Annotated in this window: 15 protein-coding genes; 6 read left to right on the top strand and 9 right to left on the bottom strand. The window is 68.1% G+C overall.

Translation table 11 applies throughout. The features are described from left to right. Positions 1 to 403: 403 nt before the first annotated feature. Together RUH65_RS00500 and RUH65_RS00495 are read right to left on the bottom strand one after the other, a co-directional pair. On the bottom strand, positions 404 to 1,120 hold the full coding sequence (locus RUH65_RS00500) for a DUF4240 domain-containing protein (protein ID WP_313815198.1): 717 nt from the start codon (positions 1,118 to 1,120) through the stop codon (positions 404 to 406). 14 nt (positions 1,121 to 1,134) lie between these two features. After that, positions 1,135 to 2,670 (bottom strand): insulinase family protein, encoded by a 1,536-nt coding sequence (locus RUH65_RS00495; protein WP_313815197.1) that lies wholly within the window; start codon positions 2,668 to 2,670, stop codon positions 1,135 to 1,137. A 466-nt stretch (positions 2,671 to 3,136) separates the two neighbouring features. Between RUH65_RS00495 and RUH65_RS00490 the strand changes: the two genes are divergently transcribed. After that, a complete protein-coding gene (locus tag RUH65_RS00490) occupies positions 3,137 to 3,370 on the top strand; it encodes a ribbon-helix-helix domain-containing protein (RefSeq protein ID WP_313815195.1) in 234 nt (77 codons plus the stop codon). Then, the gene (locus RUH65_RS00485; RefSeq protein WP_313815194.1) at positions 3,367 to 3,609 is read left to right on the top strand and encodes a toxin; all 243 of its coding nucleotides are present in this window, start codon (positions 3,367 to 3,369) and stop codon (positions 3,607 to 3,609) included. The genes RUH65_RS00490 and RUH65_RS00485 overlap by 4 nt, the downstream gene beginning before the upstream one ends. Before the next feature lie 119 nt (positions 3,610 to 3,728). On the opposite strand, the gene RUH65_RS00480 is transcribed toward RUH65_RS00485, so the two are convergent. Further along, positions 3,729 to 4,478, bottom strand: coding sequence for a class I SAM-dependent methyltransferase (locus tag RUH65_RS00480; protein WP_313815193.1), 750 nt, complete (start codon positions 4,476 to 4,478; stop codon positions 3,729 to 3,731). Between the two features lie 192 nt (positions 4,479 to 4,670). Here RUH65_RS00480 and RUH65_RS00475 point away from each other — a divergent pair, with 192 nt between their 5' ends. Next, a complete protein-coding gene (locus RUH65_RS00475; protein ID WP_313815192.1) occupies positions 4,671 to 5,237 on the top strand; it encodes a GNAT family N-acetyltransferase in 567 nt (188 codons plus the stop codon). A gap of 98 nt (positions 5,238 to 5,335) precedes the next feature. Here RUH65_RS00475 and RUH65_RS00470 read toward each other — a convergent pair whose 3' ends face one another. The 4 genes from RUH65_RS00470 to RUH65_RS00455 all read right to left on the bottom strand — a co-directional run bounded on the left by RUH65_RS00470 (position 5,336) and on the right by RUH65_RS00455 (position 9,852). Then, positions 5,336 to 5,845, bottom strand: a complete 510-nt coding sequence (locus tag RUH65_RS00470; protein WP_313815191.1) for a hypothetical protein — start codon at positions 5,843 to 5,845, stop codon at positions 5,336 to 5,338. A 726-nt stretch (positions 5,846 to 6,571) separates the two neighbouring features. Next, on the bottom strand, positions 6,572 to 7,642 hold the full coding sequence (locus RUH65_RS00465) for a hypothetical protein (protein ID WP_313815190.1): 1,071 nt from the start codon (positions 7,640 to 7,642) through the stop codon (positions 6,572 to 6,574). A 5-nt stretch (positions 7,643 to 7,647) separates the two neighbouring features. Then, positions 7,648 to 9,036, bottom strand: coding sequence for an MFS transporter (locus RUH65_RS00460; protein ID WP_313815189.1), 1,389 nt, complete (start codon positions 9,034 to 9,036; stop codon positions 7,648 to 7,650). A gap of 30 nt (positions 9,037 to 9,066) precedes the next feature. Further along, positions 9,067 to 9,852 (bottom strand): hypothetical protein, encoded by a 786-nt coding sequence (locus RUH65_RS00455; RefSeq protein WP_313815188.1) that lies wholly within the window; start codon positions 9,850 to 9,852, stop codon positions 9,067 to 9,069. Positions 9,853 to 10,240: 388 nt separating this feature from the next. On the opposite strand from RUH65_RS00455, the gene RUH65_RS00450 reads away from it, so the two are divergent. The 3 genes from RUH65_RS00450 to RUH65_RS00440 are packed head-to-tail and all read left to right on the top strand — an operon-like array spanning position 10,241 to position 14,243. Then, the gene (locus RUH65_RS00450) at positions 10,241 to 10,867 is read left to right on the top strand and encodes an acyltransferase (RefSeq protein ID WP_313815187.1); all 627 of its coding nucleotides are present in this window, start codon (positions 10,241 to 10,243) and stop codon (positions 10,865 to 10,867) included. Then, positions 10,867 to 11,406, top strand: coding sequence for a VanZ family protein (locus RUH65_RS00445; RefSeq protein ID WP_313815186.1), 540 nt, complete (start codon positions 10,867 to 10,869; stop codon positions 11,404 to 11,406). Before RUH65_RS00450 ends, RUH65_RS00445 begins: the two co-directional genes overlap by 1 nt. After that, entirely contained in the window at positions 11,403 to 14,243 is a 2,841-nt protein-coding gene (locus tag RUH65_RS00440) for a WecB/TagA/CpsF family glycosyltransferase (protein WP_313815184.1), read from the top strand. The genes RUH65_RS00445 and RUH65_RS00440 overlap by 4 nt, the downstream gene beginning before the upstream one ends. A gap of 9 nt (positions 14,244 to 14,252) precedes the next feature. On the opposite strand, the gene RUH65_RS00435 is transcribed toward RUH65_RS00440, so the two are convergent. After that, positions 14,253 to 15,584 (bottom strand): hypothetical protein, encoded by a 1,332-nt coding sequence (locus RUH65_RS00435; RefSeq protein WP_313815183.1) that lies wholly within the window; start codon positions 15,582 to 15,584, stop codon positions 14,253 to 14,255. Positions 15,585 to 15,605: 21 nt separating this feature from the next. Continuing rightward, a complete protein-coding gene (locus RUH65_RS00430) occupies positions 15,606 to 16,514 on the bottom strand; it encodes a hypothetical protein (RefSeq protein ID WP_313815182.1) in 909 nt (302 codons plus the stop codon). Between the last annotated feature and the right edge of the window lie 3 nt (positions 16,515 to 16,517).

Below are 16,517 nucleotides of genomic sequence, written 5' to 3'. Positions count from 1 at the left end.
CTTGGCCGGAAGGAATGGGACGCCCGCTGGTAGCGGGTGACTCTTGTGCCTACCGAATTGATTGTGGAAGGTGTTGACACGAGTCAGGTCGTGATCGTTGATGGAGAGACCTTCCTGGTCAGGCGTCGAGATCTCCGGGCCAATGACTACGGCTGGGTGACTGGACCGAATGCGGGGTACGGGTTCACTACCGGAAGCTCCGCTGAGGTAGCGCGATTCAGCGAGCATCACGAGGAAGCGATCCGAGGGTTTCTTGCGCGAATCTAACCAAATACTGGGTTCTTCTTCGACGGCTGAGCGATTCCATCCCGATGAGGGATCCCAAACGGACACGACTGAGCGTTAGCCCCAAGGCATTCGTGCGAAACGCCAGGGGTGCTTCGGCCCTGCGAGCAGTTCCTGGCTACCAGTACGGAAGCGGGCTGAGCCGTGGGTAGCGTGCGCGGAGCGCGTCCTCGTCGTCCTCATCCCACTCCTGTCCTTTGGGCTCCGTGGCCATCTCCAGTTTCGGATGAGACGCGTAGTCCATGAAGATTTCTCGGCCGGTGGCCTCCACGTAGGCATCCATGGCGGCGTAGGACAACAACTCCGCCTCGGCGACCTGGCTGGCGTCCTTCAGACGGCCATCGGCCAAGGCCTGGGGGTCGGACCTCACGGCCTCGAAGTAGTCCTGGCCCTGGGCGACGACCCAGTTGCGGAAGTCCGAGAAGCAGTCATCCGAGCACCCGCCCATCAACAGGTACGCCGCGCCCCACAAATCCCACGAGTAGAGCCCGTCCCGGTGGGCCGCGAAGGCCACGTCAAACGCGGCGATTTCCTGGGCCGGCAAGCCCGCCAGGGTGGTTGTCAGGTTGCCGGTCTGGTCCTCGACGCTGCCGCCGGCCGATGGCCCGGACTGGTCAATGAGTTGCCAAAAACGGTCATCGTCCATCGCCGCAATCGTGGGCATATCTGTCGGGCCCTCCGTCCCCTCCCCGCCGTTGGGCGCTGCCGGGGACGCGTCTGTGACGTAGGCGAAGTCCTCAGTGTCCGGGCCCTGGCTCTCGGAATCTTCGCCGCATCCGGTCAGCGCGATGCCCAGCGCTGCGATCAGTGAGACCCGTGATAGAGGCTTCCTCAAGCTGATCCCTGTCCTCAATGCTCGGCACGGTCATCGCTGGGGAGCGTGGTGATCTGCAGTCGTTGCGGTACGTGCTGGCAGATCTGCTCTACGGCGCGATCCCCGCCCTTCAGCGCAGCCGTGGGCACTTCGATGACCTCACCGTTGAGGCCCGCGATGGTGGTCTGGACATCGTCCGGATCCGAGGCGTCCTGTTCCACCGCGGCGACCTGGTCCCAGGCCAGCGACCGCCGGAATTGACCGTCGGTGATCAGCACGCCGTCCTCGCCCACGATGAGCTTCAGTCCCTTGGGTACGCCGGCCAGTCGCGCGAGCAGCTTGACGGGGTAGACCGTCCCGGTGACATCCGGACCTGGCTGTGGGCCCATGACAGGTGCGACCAAGCCCGGGGTGCCCGGCTCGGGTTCCGCAGCGTGGTCTTGGTCCGGGACTCCGACGGCGAGGGTGGAGTCTAGGTGGACCAGCCAGGTTCGCACGTCCTCGTCGGTCACTGCGCGCACGGCTGCCCCCAAGTCTTCCGGGGATGGTTGTGGGGCCTGCAAGAATGCTGCTTCGGCGGTCTCGAAGAGCTCGAGGGTCTCGTGGTGGGGGTCCTCGAGTTGGTCCTGGACCTCCTGGGAGGCCACCTCCCGGTCGGCGTCCGTCACGCCGTGGTCCCGCAGTTCGCGCAGGATACCCAGGATTCCCTCGGCCGCCTGAGACAGGGAGGACTGTGCGGTCCGCACGATGATCACCGCAATCCCGGATCGCGGCTGTAGCGCCTGGCCGGCATCGATGTCGTAGACGACTCCTGCATCTCGGCGTAGCTGGCGGAAGGTGCGGCGGCGCAGTGTCCCGAGCACCAGCCGAGCCACTGGGTCCACTGCGGCGGTCATCCCCGGTACCTGGAAGGACAGCACCAGGTCCTCACCGCCGGTGGTGTACTCCCCGGGCAAGACCAGCGGCACGGGATGGAACTCTGGAACGGAGTGACGGGCACCCTCGGGCAAGGGAAGTTCCAACCCCGCGGGGGGTTCGCCCGTGAGTACCAGCATGGCGTTGCCGCGTGTGAAGTACTCCCGAGCGAAGGAGCGGACCTCATCATCGCTCAGCTTCTCGATGAACCGGGACGATAGCCCGGCCAGTCCCGGTCCGCGCAGTCCGTAGCGGACCGTCAGTGCCTCGGCCACGGCCGGTTCCCCCAGCGCCGAGACGTCGCCCTCTGCCGCGAGGATTCTCTTCTCGTGCTCGATCCGAGCCGAGGGCAGGGCCCCCTCGGCCAGGTCGGAGATCGCCTGGCACAGAGACCGGAGCTGATGGGCCACCTTCTCCGGTGTCCCTTCCACTTGGAAGGTGGTGGTGAGAATGCCGGAACTGCCGTTCACGTCCGGGTCCAAGTCCTCGACCTCGGAGAAGGCCAGGTGCTCCACCAGGTGTCCGATGCCCAGCGTATGGAAGACTTCGTCCACAGCACCGGCGCGGAAGACCAGGTCCGCCCGCAGGCGCCCCGGCAGGGCCCGCCAGTGGACCTCCACGCCATCGATCTCGGTGATGGTCGGTGCAGCACTCATGTCTTCCCTCGGGCGTCGCGGCCACTATCCAGCGGCCAAATCAGTGGTCGAGGACAGGGCGCCTCGAAACCGTGGTGTGCACCGAATGTACCCGGCGCCACGACCCTCGAGACGCATCCTGCCGTGTCAGGCCTTCGTGGCGCACTAAGGACTAGATTCTCAGCCGCCCCTGGACCCGGCTCGTCGAAGCCGCCTATTAGGGCCACAGCCTTGCGACCGCTGGCCAGTTGCTTCCGCGTCACCGCGCAGACTGTTTCCGCGCCCACCGAAAGCCGCTCCTTGACCACTCTGCGTCCTGCAACCGGCCCAAGGGCGCGTCCTGCAACAAGCGCGCCATAGAGAGCATCGCTAACCTCCCGCAAGGGGATCGTCAATCGGAACGACCTCAGCGGCTCGGTGCACGCTCATGGTGCGGGTCGGGATTCCTCTTCTACTACGCAGACTATTTTCGTTATACGATTTGTTCATGGTCAACGACGAGCGCATACAGAAATGGGCAGACGAAGCCGAAGCGGGTTATGACGTCGAGGAATTGAAGCGTCGCGGACGCGGACGTCCCGGTCGCGGTGCTGAGCCGATGCAAGTCGTTGCCGTGCGTCTCACCGCCGAAGAGATTACAGCACTGGATGAGCTGGCCGAGCGAGAGCAACTGTCACGCTCGGAAGCGATCCGCCGCGCCCTGGCTGACTTTGCGGCGTGAAGGTCCACGCCAGCGCACTCGAGCACGGGGTGCTGCCCGAGGACGCGGTCCAGGCAGCGGACTGGTGCCAGTGGATCCAGCCCCTTGAGGAAGATGACTGGCCACATCGTGAGTTGCGTCTTGGCTTCGACACCCGGGCTCGTTTGCTTGAGACCGGTGTGCTGCTCTTTGAAAGTGGCGAGCAGATGGTGATCCACGCCATGCCTGCCAGAAGACAATACTGGGAGCTGTTGCCCTAATCGCCCTTTCGCTCGTGCCGCGAATCGCGCAGGCCGCTGAGGGATCCTCACCCGGACGTATGCGGTGTCCACGGCTCCGGCGATCGGATCTTGGGTAGCGGCGATCGTGGTGCAGGTCCTCAGGTGGGCGGGAGACGTCTCAGCAGCAGGGTGATGAAGCCGAGCGTTCCACGGTAGCCCTCCAGCCACGCTCGGCGGTGCTCGACGGACGTGGTCATGACCTGCGCGCTGTCGGGATCGTCGGGGTGGTCCAGGGCCCAGCGCGCGAGTGCCCCGGTCCAGGACCATTCGTAGTCGTCCCACTCCGCCAGGGTGCTGACGTGTCCCTGCAGGGGTACCCACCCGTTCGAAGCCGCGACTTCCACGCTGGTTGCCATGTCGCCGTAGTCCTCGAGCTCAGCGCCGAGCAGGTCTAGGGCTTGCTTGGTCGGGGCCTGCTCCCAGAAGCATTCGCCCACGAGTGCGCGGCCGTCTGGGCGCAGGTGGCGGCCCATCGCTGCCAGCGTGGGCTCGAGACCGCCGAAGGCGTGCGTCGCACCCACGCTGAGGACGACGTCAAACAGGTCGGGAGCAGCCCACTCACGGGCGTCGGCGCACACGAGCTGGAGGCGCTGCGAGAGGCCCTCCCGTTCGGCCTGCTCATGCACCCGCGCGAAGCCCTCGCCGGACAGGTCGACTCCGACCGCGGTCAACGACGGGTTGTGGCGCAGTGCCCGCAGCAGCCAGCTGCCGTCGCCGCAGCCTAGGTCGAGCACGCTGCCCTGACCGGTGACCGCCAGAGCGAGGAGGCGGTCAACGGTCTCCTCGCTCAACGGTGAGGCAATCGGGTGGTTGGCGTGCGCGAGGTCACTGATCCGGTTCCGGTCCACGGCCACAGCCTACGGTGGGGGACGTCGGAGTCATCCCCTCTTGACCGCCGCAGCGTATAGGCCATGGGTCGCGCCCGAACGGGGATCGGCTACCGGGTCGCCATTCGGTCCAGTAGGAGGCTTGCCCGGTGATGACAGGGCTGGTGCTGGACCCACGACGAGGTTCGGAGGCCGCAGACTTCGGAGTGCTGCGTGACGAAGGTAGATACTCTTACTGAGATGGCGTCGCTCAATTTTCCGCTTCGAACTCCCCGGCTGTCGCTTCGCCCTCATTGCGAAGCTGACGTGGATTGGCTGTACCGCGTTTATTCACGGCCAGACGTTTCTCGGTATCTCCTCGACGAGCCCTCAAGCCTCGACGACGTCCACAGAAGACTCTCTGAACGAATCCCCCGCGACGACTTGGATGGTGGACACGGATCGCTCTCCCTGGTGATTGAGCGAGAGCATCTTCCGATGGGAGATGTGCTGTTGTGGTTCACCGACCGAGAGCGTCGAGTCGCAGAGATTGGCTGGGTTCTCGATCCAGCCCATGGCGGTAAAGGCTTCGCTATCGAAGCCGTCTGCGCCGTCCTTGACCTCGCATTCAGTCACTACCGGCTACACCGTGTCACGGCACAGATGGATGCCCGCAATACGGCCTCGGCCAAGCTCGCACGTAGGGCCGGGATGCGTCAGGAAGCGCATCTACGTCAAGATTGGTGGAGCAAGGGCGAGTGGACCGATACCGTGATTTTCGGGAAGCTCTCCTCAGACTAGGCATGCGTCTCATCAGGTTATGTGCTACCGCAGAGGAATCATTCACCGGTAGCGCGCTGCGTGCCCCGCCAGTCTCGAGACCCACGGCCTCTGAACGTTCAGGACCGCGACTCTTGCTCAGCCAGCTTGGCCAGATGATGCAGCGAGTCGGCGAGACGTTCGGGCCCGATGGGCGGGAACTGTAGGTACAGGTGGACGGATTGGGGCACCGCCGCCCAGTCGTAGGTGAGCGTCACCTCGGTCCTCGTCGGACTGACCGGCACCAGGTCGTAACGCCAGAACCATCCGCCGAACTCTGGCTGGCCCTTGCCTTCGGGGTCGTGCCCGGTCATCCAACCGATGGCACGCGGAGGGTCGAGCACGTGGACTTTGTTCAACGTCTGATAGTCACCTTCTGGATGATCCGGGTGGTTCATGCCCATCCTGAAGATTTGACCCACTTCGGTCAGGCGCGCCTCATCCACGGCCTCCACCACCCGGCCAGTTGCGTCGGCAACCCAATTCCTTCCATCGATCGCCGCGTGCATCGTCGGATCTGACAGGACTGCAAACACCCTGTCGGCGGACGCGGCGACCACCATAGTCGCGCTCACATTCTCCTGCTCCACGGCCGGCACACTCCTTCATCATCTCGATCGAGATTTTAGTTGCCCCGGTGACGGGGAAAATGCGCCCTGCGGGCCACCTCCGCTTGGCTCCAGCGTTGCTCGGCTCGCAGGATGTGCATCCGATTGGTGATCATTCGAAGCGACTGCTGAGCCACGTCCAACTGAAGACCCAGACCAGTCCGGCGAAGGCCGACATCACTGCCGCGGTGAGCCGGGCGGGCTCAGGGCGTGAAAAGGGCGGCGCCGGCGGCTGTCAACGCAAGGGGATAGGGCCATCAGGTCTCGCGTCCCGTCCCATTGACGGTCTGACCGAGCAGAGCCAAGATCGTGTCAGCGACGGACTCGGGATCGTGAAGCTGGTGGAGGTGGCCGCCGTTCATCGTTCTCGTGGGCCATCCCCGGCGTACGGCGTCATCACGTTCATCGGTGTAGGTGTCGCCAAAGGCGAGGTAGGCCCCGGGTCGATGGTGCCACCCGCGGGGAGCAGGCATGACCACGGTGGGAGCAGGCCGTTGGCGTCCGTCTTCGTGCGCAGGAGCGCGAGGAAGGCGTTGAGGACGTCCTCGCCCGTCTGAACCCCAGCTGGCACCGACGCGATGATGGTGCGCCGGCCTCGGTCCTTAACAGCGTCGGCGACCGGGCGCCAGACCGACTGGCCGAGCAGCGGCTGGGCAGGAAGAGGAACGTGAGGGTCATTGGAACACTCTAGACACAGGTCACCGTGGGCTACCGGACCACCGAGGGCGACCAGGCGTGCTCGATGAACAGTTCGGGTTCGGCACCAGTCTCGGCCTCCAGGGCGAACACGTCGGCATCCCAGCCGGCGTCCTCGCGGGGCAGGCCGTAGAGCAGGGTGTCCCCGTCCAGCCACTCCAGCTGATCGTCGATCCCGCGCTCGAGCTCGATCACGGTCCGCTCCCCCGAGGCTAGGTCCAGGACCGCCACGTCCCAGTGCACGCCGGATCCGCCGACCAGGTCCCCACCGGAGTCCCGCCGGACCTTGAAAGCCACCCGGCTGCCGTCCGGGGACACCGACGGGCATTCGGCGTCCGTCGCCACTGACGTCATGGTCCGCGCTCCGAAGTCTCCCTCCATCAGCCAGGTCGTCCCGCCCGAGGCCACGGTGGCGTAGAAGCGGTCCCCACCGGCGAAGGTCACGCCCCACACATTGCGGTCGATCGCGGTCAGCGGTGCACCGTCCACGGAGATCCCGAAGTCCTGCAGGTTCCCGTAGTCCCGGCCGTCCGGACCCCCGGCTCCCCTCACGGTGGTTTCGGTGGAGAAGGAGTCCGCGGCGTAGGAGTGCCCGGTGACGAAGGCGGTGGTGGCGACCAGGCCGTCGTCGGACACCCGGGTCCGGCTGGGGATCCCGGCCAACGGCCACGTGGTCACCGGGCTGCCGCTGAGGCCCTGCCCGGAGTCGTAGACCTGCGTCTCGAAGGTGGTGGGCACCCCGCGCAAGGTCCGCAGGCAGGACAGGTACTCCCCCGCCACGTCCACCCGGTCGCAGGCCTGGCCACTGACCTGCCGGGCCCCGCCCGGATCGGCCAGGGCCACCGAGGACACCTTGCCGTACCCCTCGCCGGAGGCCGTGTTCCGGAACGTGACGTGCGGACCGTCCGGCAGGGCGAGCGCGAGTTCCGCGGCCGAGGTCCCCGTGGTCCGCGCCCGATGGTCCTCCAGGGCCTGGACACCGTAGACGCCCACGGCACTGAGGGAGACGGCGGCCACGCCTGCCAGCACCCACCACCGCGCGCGCCGGGACAGCCCGCCCCGCGCCACTGGCCGTTCCCGCACCGGCTTCACCGGCGGACCACCAGCCACCACGCCAGGGGCAACACCACCACCAGCACGACGGCGGCGCCCACCATCGTGGGCACGGCACCGAACAGCACCCACAGCGCCCCGAAACCGGTGGAGGCCACGAGCCGGGTGACCGCGACGACGGTCTGGGCGGCCCCGATGCCCGTGGCCGTCCGGCCCTGCGGGGACAACTGGCCGGCGAGCGCGGCCAGGACACCGTCCGTGGCGGCATAGAAGATCCCCAGCATCACCAGAGCCATCCCGAGCGCGATCCAGCTCCCGCCCATCGCCGCCGCCAGGTAGGCCCCGGCCAGGAACAGGTGCCCACCGACCAGGACCGCTGCACGGGAGGTCCGGTCGGCGATCCGGCCCACCGGGATGGCAAGCAGCAGGAAGACCCCGTTGGTGCCGACGAACAGCAGGGGGAACCACAGTGGATCGAGGTGGCCGTGGGACATGATGGCCAGGTAGATGAACCCGTCCCCCACGGTAAGCAGGCCGAGGATGCCCGCAGCCACCAGGAGCCGCTTGAGGGGACCGTCCAGGGTGCGCCAGCGCGGGCGCCGGGCCGTTCGAGCACGGAGGGCGAGGGAGCGGAGGTCGCGGGACCGGCGCGTGCGGGACCGGGGTTCACCGGACCGGACCACGGGCGGGGTCTCCGCGGCCGCCGGGACCGGTGCGGCCGGCGTCGTGGTGGAGGAGGAGCTGGTGGTGGTTCTGCTGAACCGGACGTTGGGGACGAAGAGGATCAGGGCCGCCACGCCGACCAGGGCGGCTGCGAGGGAGACGGCGAAGACCACGCGGTAGCCCTCGGGGACCAGCAGCAGCACCACGAAGGCCAGCAGTGGGCCGATGGTGGCGCCGATGGTGTCCAGCATGCGGTGGACGCCGAAGGAGCGCGCGAGGTGCTCGGGCTGCGAGACCTCCTGGATCATGGCGTCGCGCGGGGCGGTGCGGATGCCCTTGCCGATCCGATCGATCCCCACCAGCACGGCGATGCCCACGAAGCCCTGCACCACCAGCAGTCCCGCCCGCGTGAGCATGGAGAGGCCGTAGCCGGCCACCGCGATGGCCTTGGGCCGGTCGGTCCGGTCTGCGGCGTACCCGGCGGCGATCCGCACCACCGCGCTCACACCCTGGTGGAGCCCCTCGAGGAACCCGTAGGCCACCATGGACAGCCCCAACGCGCCGGTGACGTAGAGCGGCAGGACCGCCGCGACGGATTCGGAGGAGACATCCGTCAGCAGGCTGACCATCCCCAGGGCGACGACGGTCGGGGCCACCCGGAAGGCGGCGGTCCGGCCGGAGCGGCTTCCGGAGCGCGGGCCGGAGTCCGCAGGGTCAGGACCGGGGCCGGAGCGGGGCCGGTCGGCCAGGGAGAGGTACATGGGTCAGCCCCTTCGGAGTGCTGGTGTGGATTACCCGGCGTCGACGACGAAGGCGCCGCTGGCCGAGAGGTCGACGCGCCCGGTGGGCAGCGTGGGCGCTGTGACCGTCAGGGAGTCCGGGCCGAACCCGCACTGCATCTGCGGTGCCCCGTCCGGCGCCGGCGTTCGCGTGACGGGCCAGCCCAGGTCCTCGCAGCGCCGGGCGTAGAAGTCCAGGAGGTCGTGTGGATCGTCATCGCTGAGCACGTGCAGGCCGACCAGCACGCGCTGGCCCTGTGGGGACACGGAGGATGACTGGACCTCCGAGCCGTCCGGCACCGGCACCACGTGGTCCGGGAAGCCGGCCACCAGCTCGTGATCGGCGACGCCGGCCGCCGGCACCTCGGTGAGGGCCGGCTCCCGGGGGGCGGCGGACGGCAGCCGGTACGGTTCCGTGCCCTCGCCGTTCGGCACCTTGGGCTCCTGATCGGCGCCCGCTGGCGCCCCCGCGGCCGGGTCCCACGTGGGGTGGGCTCCGGCCACGCCGGTGGGGGCTGGCGAGCCGGCGGTTCCCGTTCCTGGACCAGCGTCGGCACCTGCATCTGGGTCTGCACCCGCCGGCTCTCCGGACGGCGCGGCACCCGTTGGCCCTGCCGGCCCAGCCGGTCCGGGGCTGGGGACGGCGGGGGATGCGGTCGTCGGCGTCGGCGAGGCCGGATGGCCCTTGTATCCGTCCGCGACGGGGCGGGCTTGCTGCGTGAGGTGGACGGCCAGCACGGCGATCAGGGCCAGGGCCACCACGGCAGCTGCTGCGGCGGCCCATCTGCGGACGGTCATGGGGACTCCTGGCGTGGTTCCGGGTGCCCGTGAAGGGCTACTGAGGGGTGGTGCTGGGGTGTGCTGGTGACGAGCACCGATGGAGGGCGCTGATCGGGTTCTGCCGCCAGACTATGGGGGTTGTCCCGCCCGGCCCAGAGTGGTTCATCCTCACCGTGGGCCGTGACCGGAGCGGTCCCCACGTGGTCTGCGTGGGCCGCCACCCACCGCCCTACGTGCCCCGGCCGGAGCGCTACTCGATTACCGCGCGATTCACCCGGATGACGGGGATTGCCGTTGCCCGGCACAGAAATCCGGCCCTACGTTGAGACCCACGGCCCACCCTGTGATCCCCCGCAGGGCATCCGGCCGATCGCCTTGGGAACCTGCCACCGTCTGGGAGCACGTGATGACCGTCCTGAACACCGACCCGCTGCGCGTCTCGTCCGCAGCCGCCCGCATCCTGCCGTCGGCCGATGTGGATCCGGGAGCCCAGGTGGGTCACGACTCGACGGTCTGGCACCTGGCCCAGATCCGCGAGGGCGCCGTCCTCGGACCGGGGTGCACCATCGGCCGGGGGGCCTACATCGGGCCGGACGTGGTGCTCGGCCGCAACTGCAAGGTGCAGAACTACGCCCTCGTCTACGAGCCGGCACGACTGGCGGACGGAGTCTTCATCGGCCCCGCCGCCGTGCTGACCAACGATGAGTTCCCCCGCGCCGTGAATACGGACGGCAGCCTCAAGTCAGCCGACGACTGGGTGGAGGTGGGGGTCACCATCGGCACCGGTGCCTCGATCGGCGCCCGCGCCGTGTGCATCGCCCCCGTCACCATCGGCGCGTGGGCCACGGTGGCCGCCGGAGCCGTGGTCACTCGGGATGTGCCGGACCATGCCATCGTCGTCGGGGTCCCCGCCCGCCAGGTCGGATGGGTCGGCGAGGCCGGCCGGCCCCTGAACGCACACGGACCGGGGTGGCGCTGTCCGGCGACAGGGCAGCTGTATCGGGAGACCGAATCCGGACTGGAACGATCCTGATGACCCTGACCACCTCCCCCACGTCCATGGATCTGCCATCCCACCCCACGGCCCGGCGTCACTGGGCCGGATGGCTTCTGGTGGCCTACCTGGTGCCGCTGTCCGCGCTCGTCCTGACCGTCCGACTCAGTGGCACGGGCCTCCCCCAGCTGGCCGACGCACTCGCCCTGCTCGCCAATGACCTGGCCGTGGTGCCCGGCCTGCGATTCGGGCACATCGAGGCCGCAGCCAACGTCCTGGCCTTCGTCCCTGTGGGCTTTCTGCTGGCTGCCCTGCTGGGGCGGTGGGCCGGCGCGTCCCGGCAGCGCAGGACCGGGATGACTCAGCGCCTGAGATCCGGGTTGCCGGACTGGTCGATCTGGCTGAGCGTCACGGCGTTGTCCGCCGGGATCGAGCTCATCCAGCTCTTCCTGCTCACCGAACGCAGTGCCACATGGCGTGACCTCGTGTGCAATTCCGCCGGCGCCCTGGCCGGCGTGCTCCTTTTCCGCATCATCCAGGTGGCACGCCACCGGGCTTCCAGGAGGAACAGACCATGATCGGACTCCATCCCCGTCTGCACACCCGAGTCGACCTGGCCGGAATCGTGGTGGATCTGATGGACGAACAGAGCGCGGTCCACACGATCACGGAGCGGGCCGGCCAACCGGCCCTCGCCGACCGTCCCGTGGGGGCAGAGGACCGGTACGCACCTCCCCTGTCCGTGGTCTCGGCGAACCTGGACCACATCGTCCAGTTCGGCCAGGACGGCAGGTGGCGCCGAACCCTGGGTGATTCCCTCTGCCCCACCTTGACGGACGACCGCGGAACCGCCCGTCGGCTGGACTGGCTCACGCTGCTGGACGGCGCGCCGCTGGTGGCCCAGGCCAACCGGCTGACGGGCCGCGAGTGGCCGCGCCTGGCCGGCAGCGATCTGATCGGCCCACTCCTGGATGCTGCCGACGAGGCCGGCATCACCGTGGGCTTCCTGGGTGGCTCCTACCTGGTCCAGCGGTTGCTGTCCCGCCAACTGGTCAGGACCAGGCCGGGGCTGGTGGTCGCCGGCATGTGGTCTCCGGACCGCAGCGACCTCGCTGACGAGGAGAAGTCTCTCGACCTGGCCGCATCCATCGCCGACGCCGGCGTGCAGCTCCTCATCGTCGGACTGGGCAAGCCGCGGCAGGAACTCTGGATCTCCCGTTACGGTCCGGCCACGGGCGCCAACGTCCTGCTGGCCTTCGGTGCCGTGGTGGACTTCCTGGCCGACGCCATCCAACGGGCCCCCCGCCTCGCCAGCGACCACGGGCTGGAATGGGCGTGGCGGCTGGCCCGGGAACCTCGGCGGCTGGCGAAACGCTACCTGCTGGACGACCCGCCGGGCCTGGTCCAGATGCGCCGGAACAGTGTCCTGCTCCCCCCGGACGGCACCGACGCGGCGGATCTCGATCCAGTGCGGACCGCCTCCTCGCTCGTGCCACGGGTGCCTCCCGAGACCACCGGATTCCCTCGTCAGGCCGGTTCGTTCGTGTCGCCCGGGCGCCATGCGGAGGTCGCCGTGATCACCGTGACCTACAACAGTGAGGCCGACATCGAGCGGTTCATCTCCAGTCTGCGCCGCGAGGCCGGCGACGTCCGCCTGCGCGTGATCGTCGCGGACAACGACTCCTCCGACCGCACGGTGGAGTTGCTCTCGGCCCAACCTGACGTCGTCGTGGTACCGACCGGAGGCAACCTGGGCTATGCGGCTGGCATCAACCGGGGCCAGGGAGCCGTCGGGGACGCCGAGGCCATCCTGGTCCTGAACCCGGACCTCGAGATCCGTCCCGGGGCGATCTCTCGGCTGCTGACCGAGATCCGCTCCGGGGCGGCCGACCTGGTGGTGCCGCGGCTCGTCGACGGCGACGGCGTCACCCAGCTGTCGTTGCGCCGGGAACCCCAGGTCAGCCGAGCGTTCGGTGATGCCGTGTTCGGTTCCTTCTGGCCGCAGCGTCCTCCCCAGCTCGCCGAGATCGACGCTGCGCCGGAGAGCTACCAGTTCGGCCATGAGATCGAGTGGGCCACTGGGGCCGCACTGATGATCGGGATCGGCACCGCCGTGCGCCTGGGCGATTGGGATGAGCGGTTCTTCCTCTACTCGGAGGAGACCGACTACTTCCGGCGGGCCCGGGACCTTGGGGCGACGATCTGGTACGAGCCCTCCGCCGTGATGATGCACTCCGGCTCGGGGTCCGGCTCCTCGGCTCGCCTCAACGCCCTGATGGCCGTCAACCGCGTGCGCTACATCCGCAAACACCATCCCGAACCGGTGGCATCGATGTACCGGACCCAGGTGATCCTCCACGAAGCCCTGCGCTCTCACCGCGACGACCGGAGGGGCATCCTGGGCACCGTCTCCGACGAAGCCCGCTGGGACGAGCTCCCGGGACCGACGGCCACGCCCTACCCCGCCAACGTCCTGACCGATTTCCCTCGCGGCTCGGTGATCATCCCGGCCCACAACGAGGCCGCCGTCATCCAGCGGACGCTGACCTCACTGGACCCCGTCCTGAGGACCGGCCGGGTGGAGGTCATCGTGGTCTGCAACGGATGCACCGACGAGACGGCCGAGCTGGCGGCCGCGGTGCCCGGAGTGCAGGTCCTGGACTGCCCCGTGCCCTCGAAGACCGCTGCCATGAATGCCGGTGACGCGGTGGCGACGCAATGGCCCCGGGTCTACCTGGACGCGGACACGGAGATCAGCCCGACGGCCCTGCGCAAGGTCCTGGAACGGCTCCACGGCCACGTTCTCGCGGCCCGGCCGGAGTTCCGCTACGACGTCAGCGGTGCCACCTGGCCGGTCCGTGCCTACTACCGGGCGCGGCGCCGCCTGCCCAGCACCCGGCAGGCCCTCTGGGGCGCTGGAGTGTTCGCCCTGACCGAGGAGGGGCACGCGCGGTTCGGGGAGTTCCCGAACGTGACGGCAGACGACTACTTCGTGGACCAGGTCTTCTCCGCCGAACAGAAGATGGTCGTTCCCGCCCCTCCGGTCCAGGTGCGGACACCCAAGGACGTGCGCTCCTTGATGAAAATCCTTCGGCGCAACACCCGTGGGCCGGCCGAGTTGCGCGAGAAGAGCGCGAATTCCGCGGTGGCTCCGCGTCTCGGACACCACGGCGTGAGTCCGGTGGACGGTGCCGCTGACTCAGACGACCGGCCAACGGCGACGCCGGCCTCCACGGCTTCGTCCACCGCCTGGGAGTTGTTCCGCTCCGTGCGTGGGCCACTGAGCGTCGTCGACGCCCTGTCCTACACCGGGCTGGCCGCCGCCCCGCGGCTCTACCGCAGGCGGGGCACAGAGACCAGGCCCCTCTGGGAGCGGGACGACAGCAGCCGGCGCCCCGAAAGACTGCCCCGCTGAGGTGGGCGTTCACAGTCCACAATCGTTGCCGATGAACCGATAGAGATGGACGGCGTTGCCATCGGCGAAGGTATCAGTGAAACGGCCTGAGCGCACGGAAACGGTGCGCCCCTCCCCCAACACGGTGGCGTCTCCAGGAACGGTGTCCGCTCCATTCTCGCCTCGGCCTCTGGGCCGAACACAGTCCAGGTGGAAGGACACTTCCCCCGGCGCCGGCGAGGCCGCGGTGGCCAGGACGTAGAGATCACCGTCGTGGGCCTTCACCACGGCGTCAGCAGCACCCTCCACAGTGAGTGCGCCTTGCAGGGAGGGAGCGTTGAGCACCGGAGCCAAGTCGGCCACACCAGAGTTGATCTCCGCGATCCCGTCGGCGAGATCGTCACCGCAGTCGCGCAGCACGTGAAAGCTCGGACACGGTCCACCGAAGCTGTGGCCGAAGTACACGATGCCCCGGGCTCCATGGACCAGACTCGACCAGACCGCTGCACGGATCTGCGGAACTTCAGGCGGCCGCAGGGTGCCGAGGTCCGAGGGCTGCCCCACCTCCACGAACGCCCAGACCGGCTTCGAACCCCGCGGATCCACCAGAGACCGAACCCGGTCCACCGTCCACCCGTAGTTGGCGGGCAGGCGGCACTCCTCATCGTCCAGCACCCGGGGCTCCGCCAGCATGGCCCCACCTTCCTGGGCACCACAGATGTTCGGGTCCGTGAACCAGTAGTTGTCTGCAGACACCACATCATGGGCGCCGTTGACGAAACCGGCTGCCTCCGCGTCCGTCTGCCAGAACGTCACGCCCTTGCCGAGATTGGAATAGGTCATGGTGGGTGAGGCGACATTCGCCGCTAGATCGTCCTGCACCGAGTATCCACAGGCGGTTCCCGGAACGGCGCATATCTCGCCTTGGCCGGGAAAGTTTCCGGTCCACGCGCCGTGGCCGGGGCCCGCCCACATGTCCACCTCGTCCCCCAGAACGGCCCCCTGCGCAGCCGAATCAGGCCATGACGTCAGCGCGTACTGGCCGTCGCCCAGGAATCCCAGTCTGGAATCCACGGAAAGGTCCACATACAGGTTCAGGCCAAGCTGCCGTTCCTGGAGCGCCTCCTCGGAGGAGGTCACGGATCCGAGCCAGAGGCCGAGCGGGAAATACTCCGGACCGGACGGCAGTCCGTTCTCGAATCTCGTGAAGAACTCTGTGCCGCCGTCGGGCTCCACCAGCGCAATTCCCTCCGGCACGTGCAGACGGCGGGCAGTGCTGGATCCGGTACCCGGCTCTGAAGTGGCGGGAAGGCACGCCGAGACCACGATGATGAGGGCCGTCGCCGTGGCTGTGGCCCTCATCCGTCTTTTGGCCGAGTACATCTAGCGGCCGACGATGTGCGGAACCGTGATGGCGTCCTCCAGGACTCGATCCTTTCGACGAGTGTTGTAGCCCGGGACTGCATCGATGGGCTGGCCATCAGCGGCGCCATCGCTCATGCTGCTGGCAGAGGAGCCGGTCGCACCGCTCCGCGTTGAGCGTCGCGCCGTGGTGGAACGAGCCTCCACCCGCTGCCCGCTGACCGGCTCGCTGACGGAGCCGGACGCCGGGACTTCATGACGTCCGGCCGCAGATGCGGCAGCGGCGGACCGGGTCCGGCGGCGGCTCGCCGCAATCGATTCCGCCAGCGAGACCGCGCCGAAAAGGAGCACCATCCCGACGACGCCCAGGATCGCGGTGAACCGGAGGCGACTGGAGAACACTTCCTGCGCCGGTGCCGGGCCGCTGATGGGCAGCGCCTCGATCAGGTACAGGTCATCGGCCTGGTTGACCTTCTGCACATCACGCATGATGCGGGTGAATTCCTCACTCAAGAAGGTCACGGTCTCCGTGGTTATCTCGGGCGATGGCCCCTCCACGGTGAGGTTCATCATGCCGGAGGAGGTCCCGTCCGGAGGCATCAACTCGAAATCGGAGGCCAGGCCCCGTTCCTCGAGTTTCTCGCCCACCTCCGTGGAGTTGACCCTCGCGATCACCACCTGAGCCAGCAGTGAGGTGTCGCGCCACCGCAGGTACGGGTTGTCCGCATTCTTGGCCGCGAGCTCCGGATCGTCCTGCAATTGTTCTTCGCTGGGCACTGACGGCATGGCCAGCGCGAAGGTCGCCCTGGACTCATAGCTCCGCGGAGCCCACAGCATTCCATAGGCGCAGGCCACCACCGTGAGCAACACCAGGGGGATGGTGACCCATTTGTGCGTCCACATGGTCTTGAGAACTGTCAGCGGATCCATGAT

Origin of the sequence: Citricoccus sp., from assembly GCF_032154715.1 — a bacterium.
Lineage (GTDB): Bacteria > Actinomycetota > Actinomycetes > Actinomycetales > Micrococcaceae > Citricoccus.
This window is presented reverse-complemented; position numbering and strand designations above follow the sequence as displayed.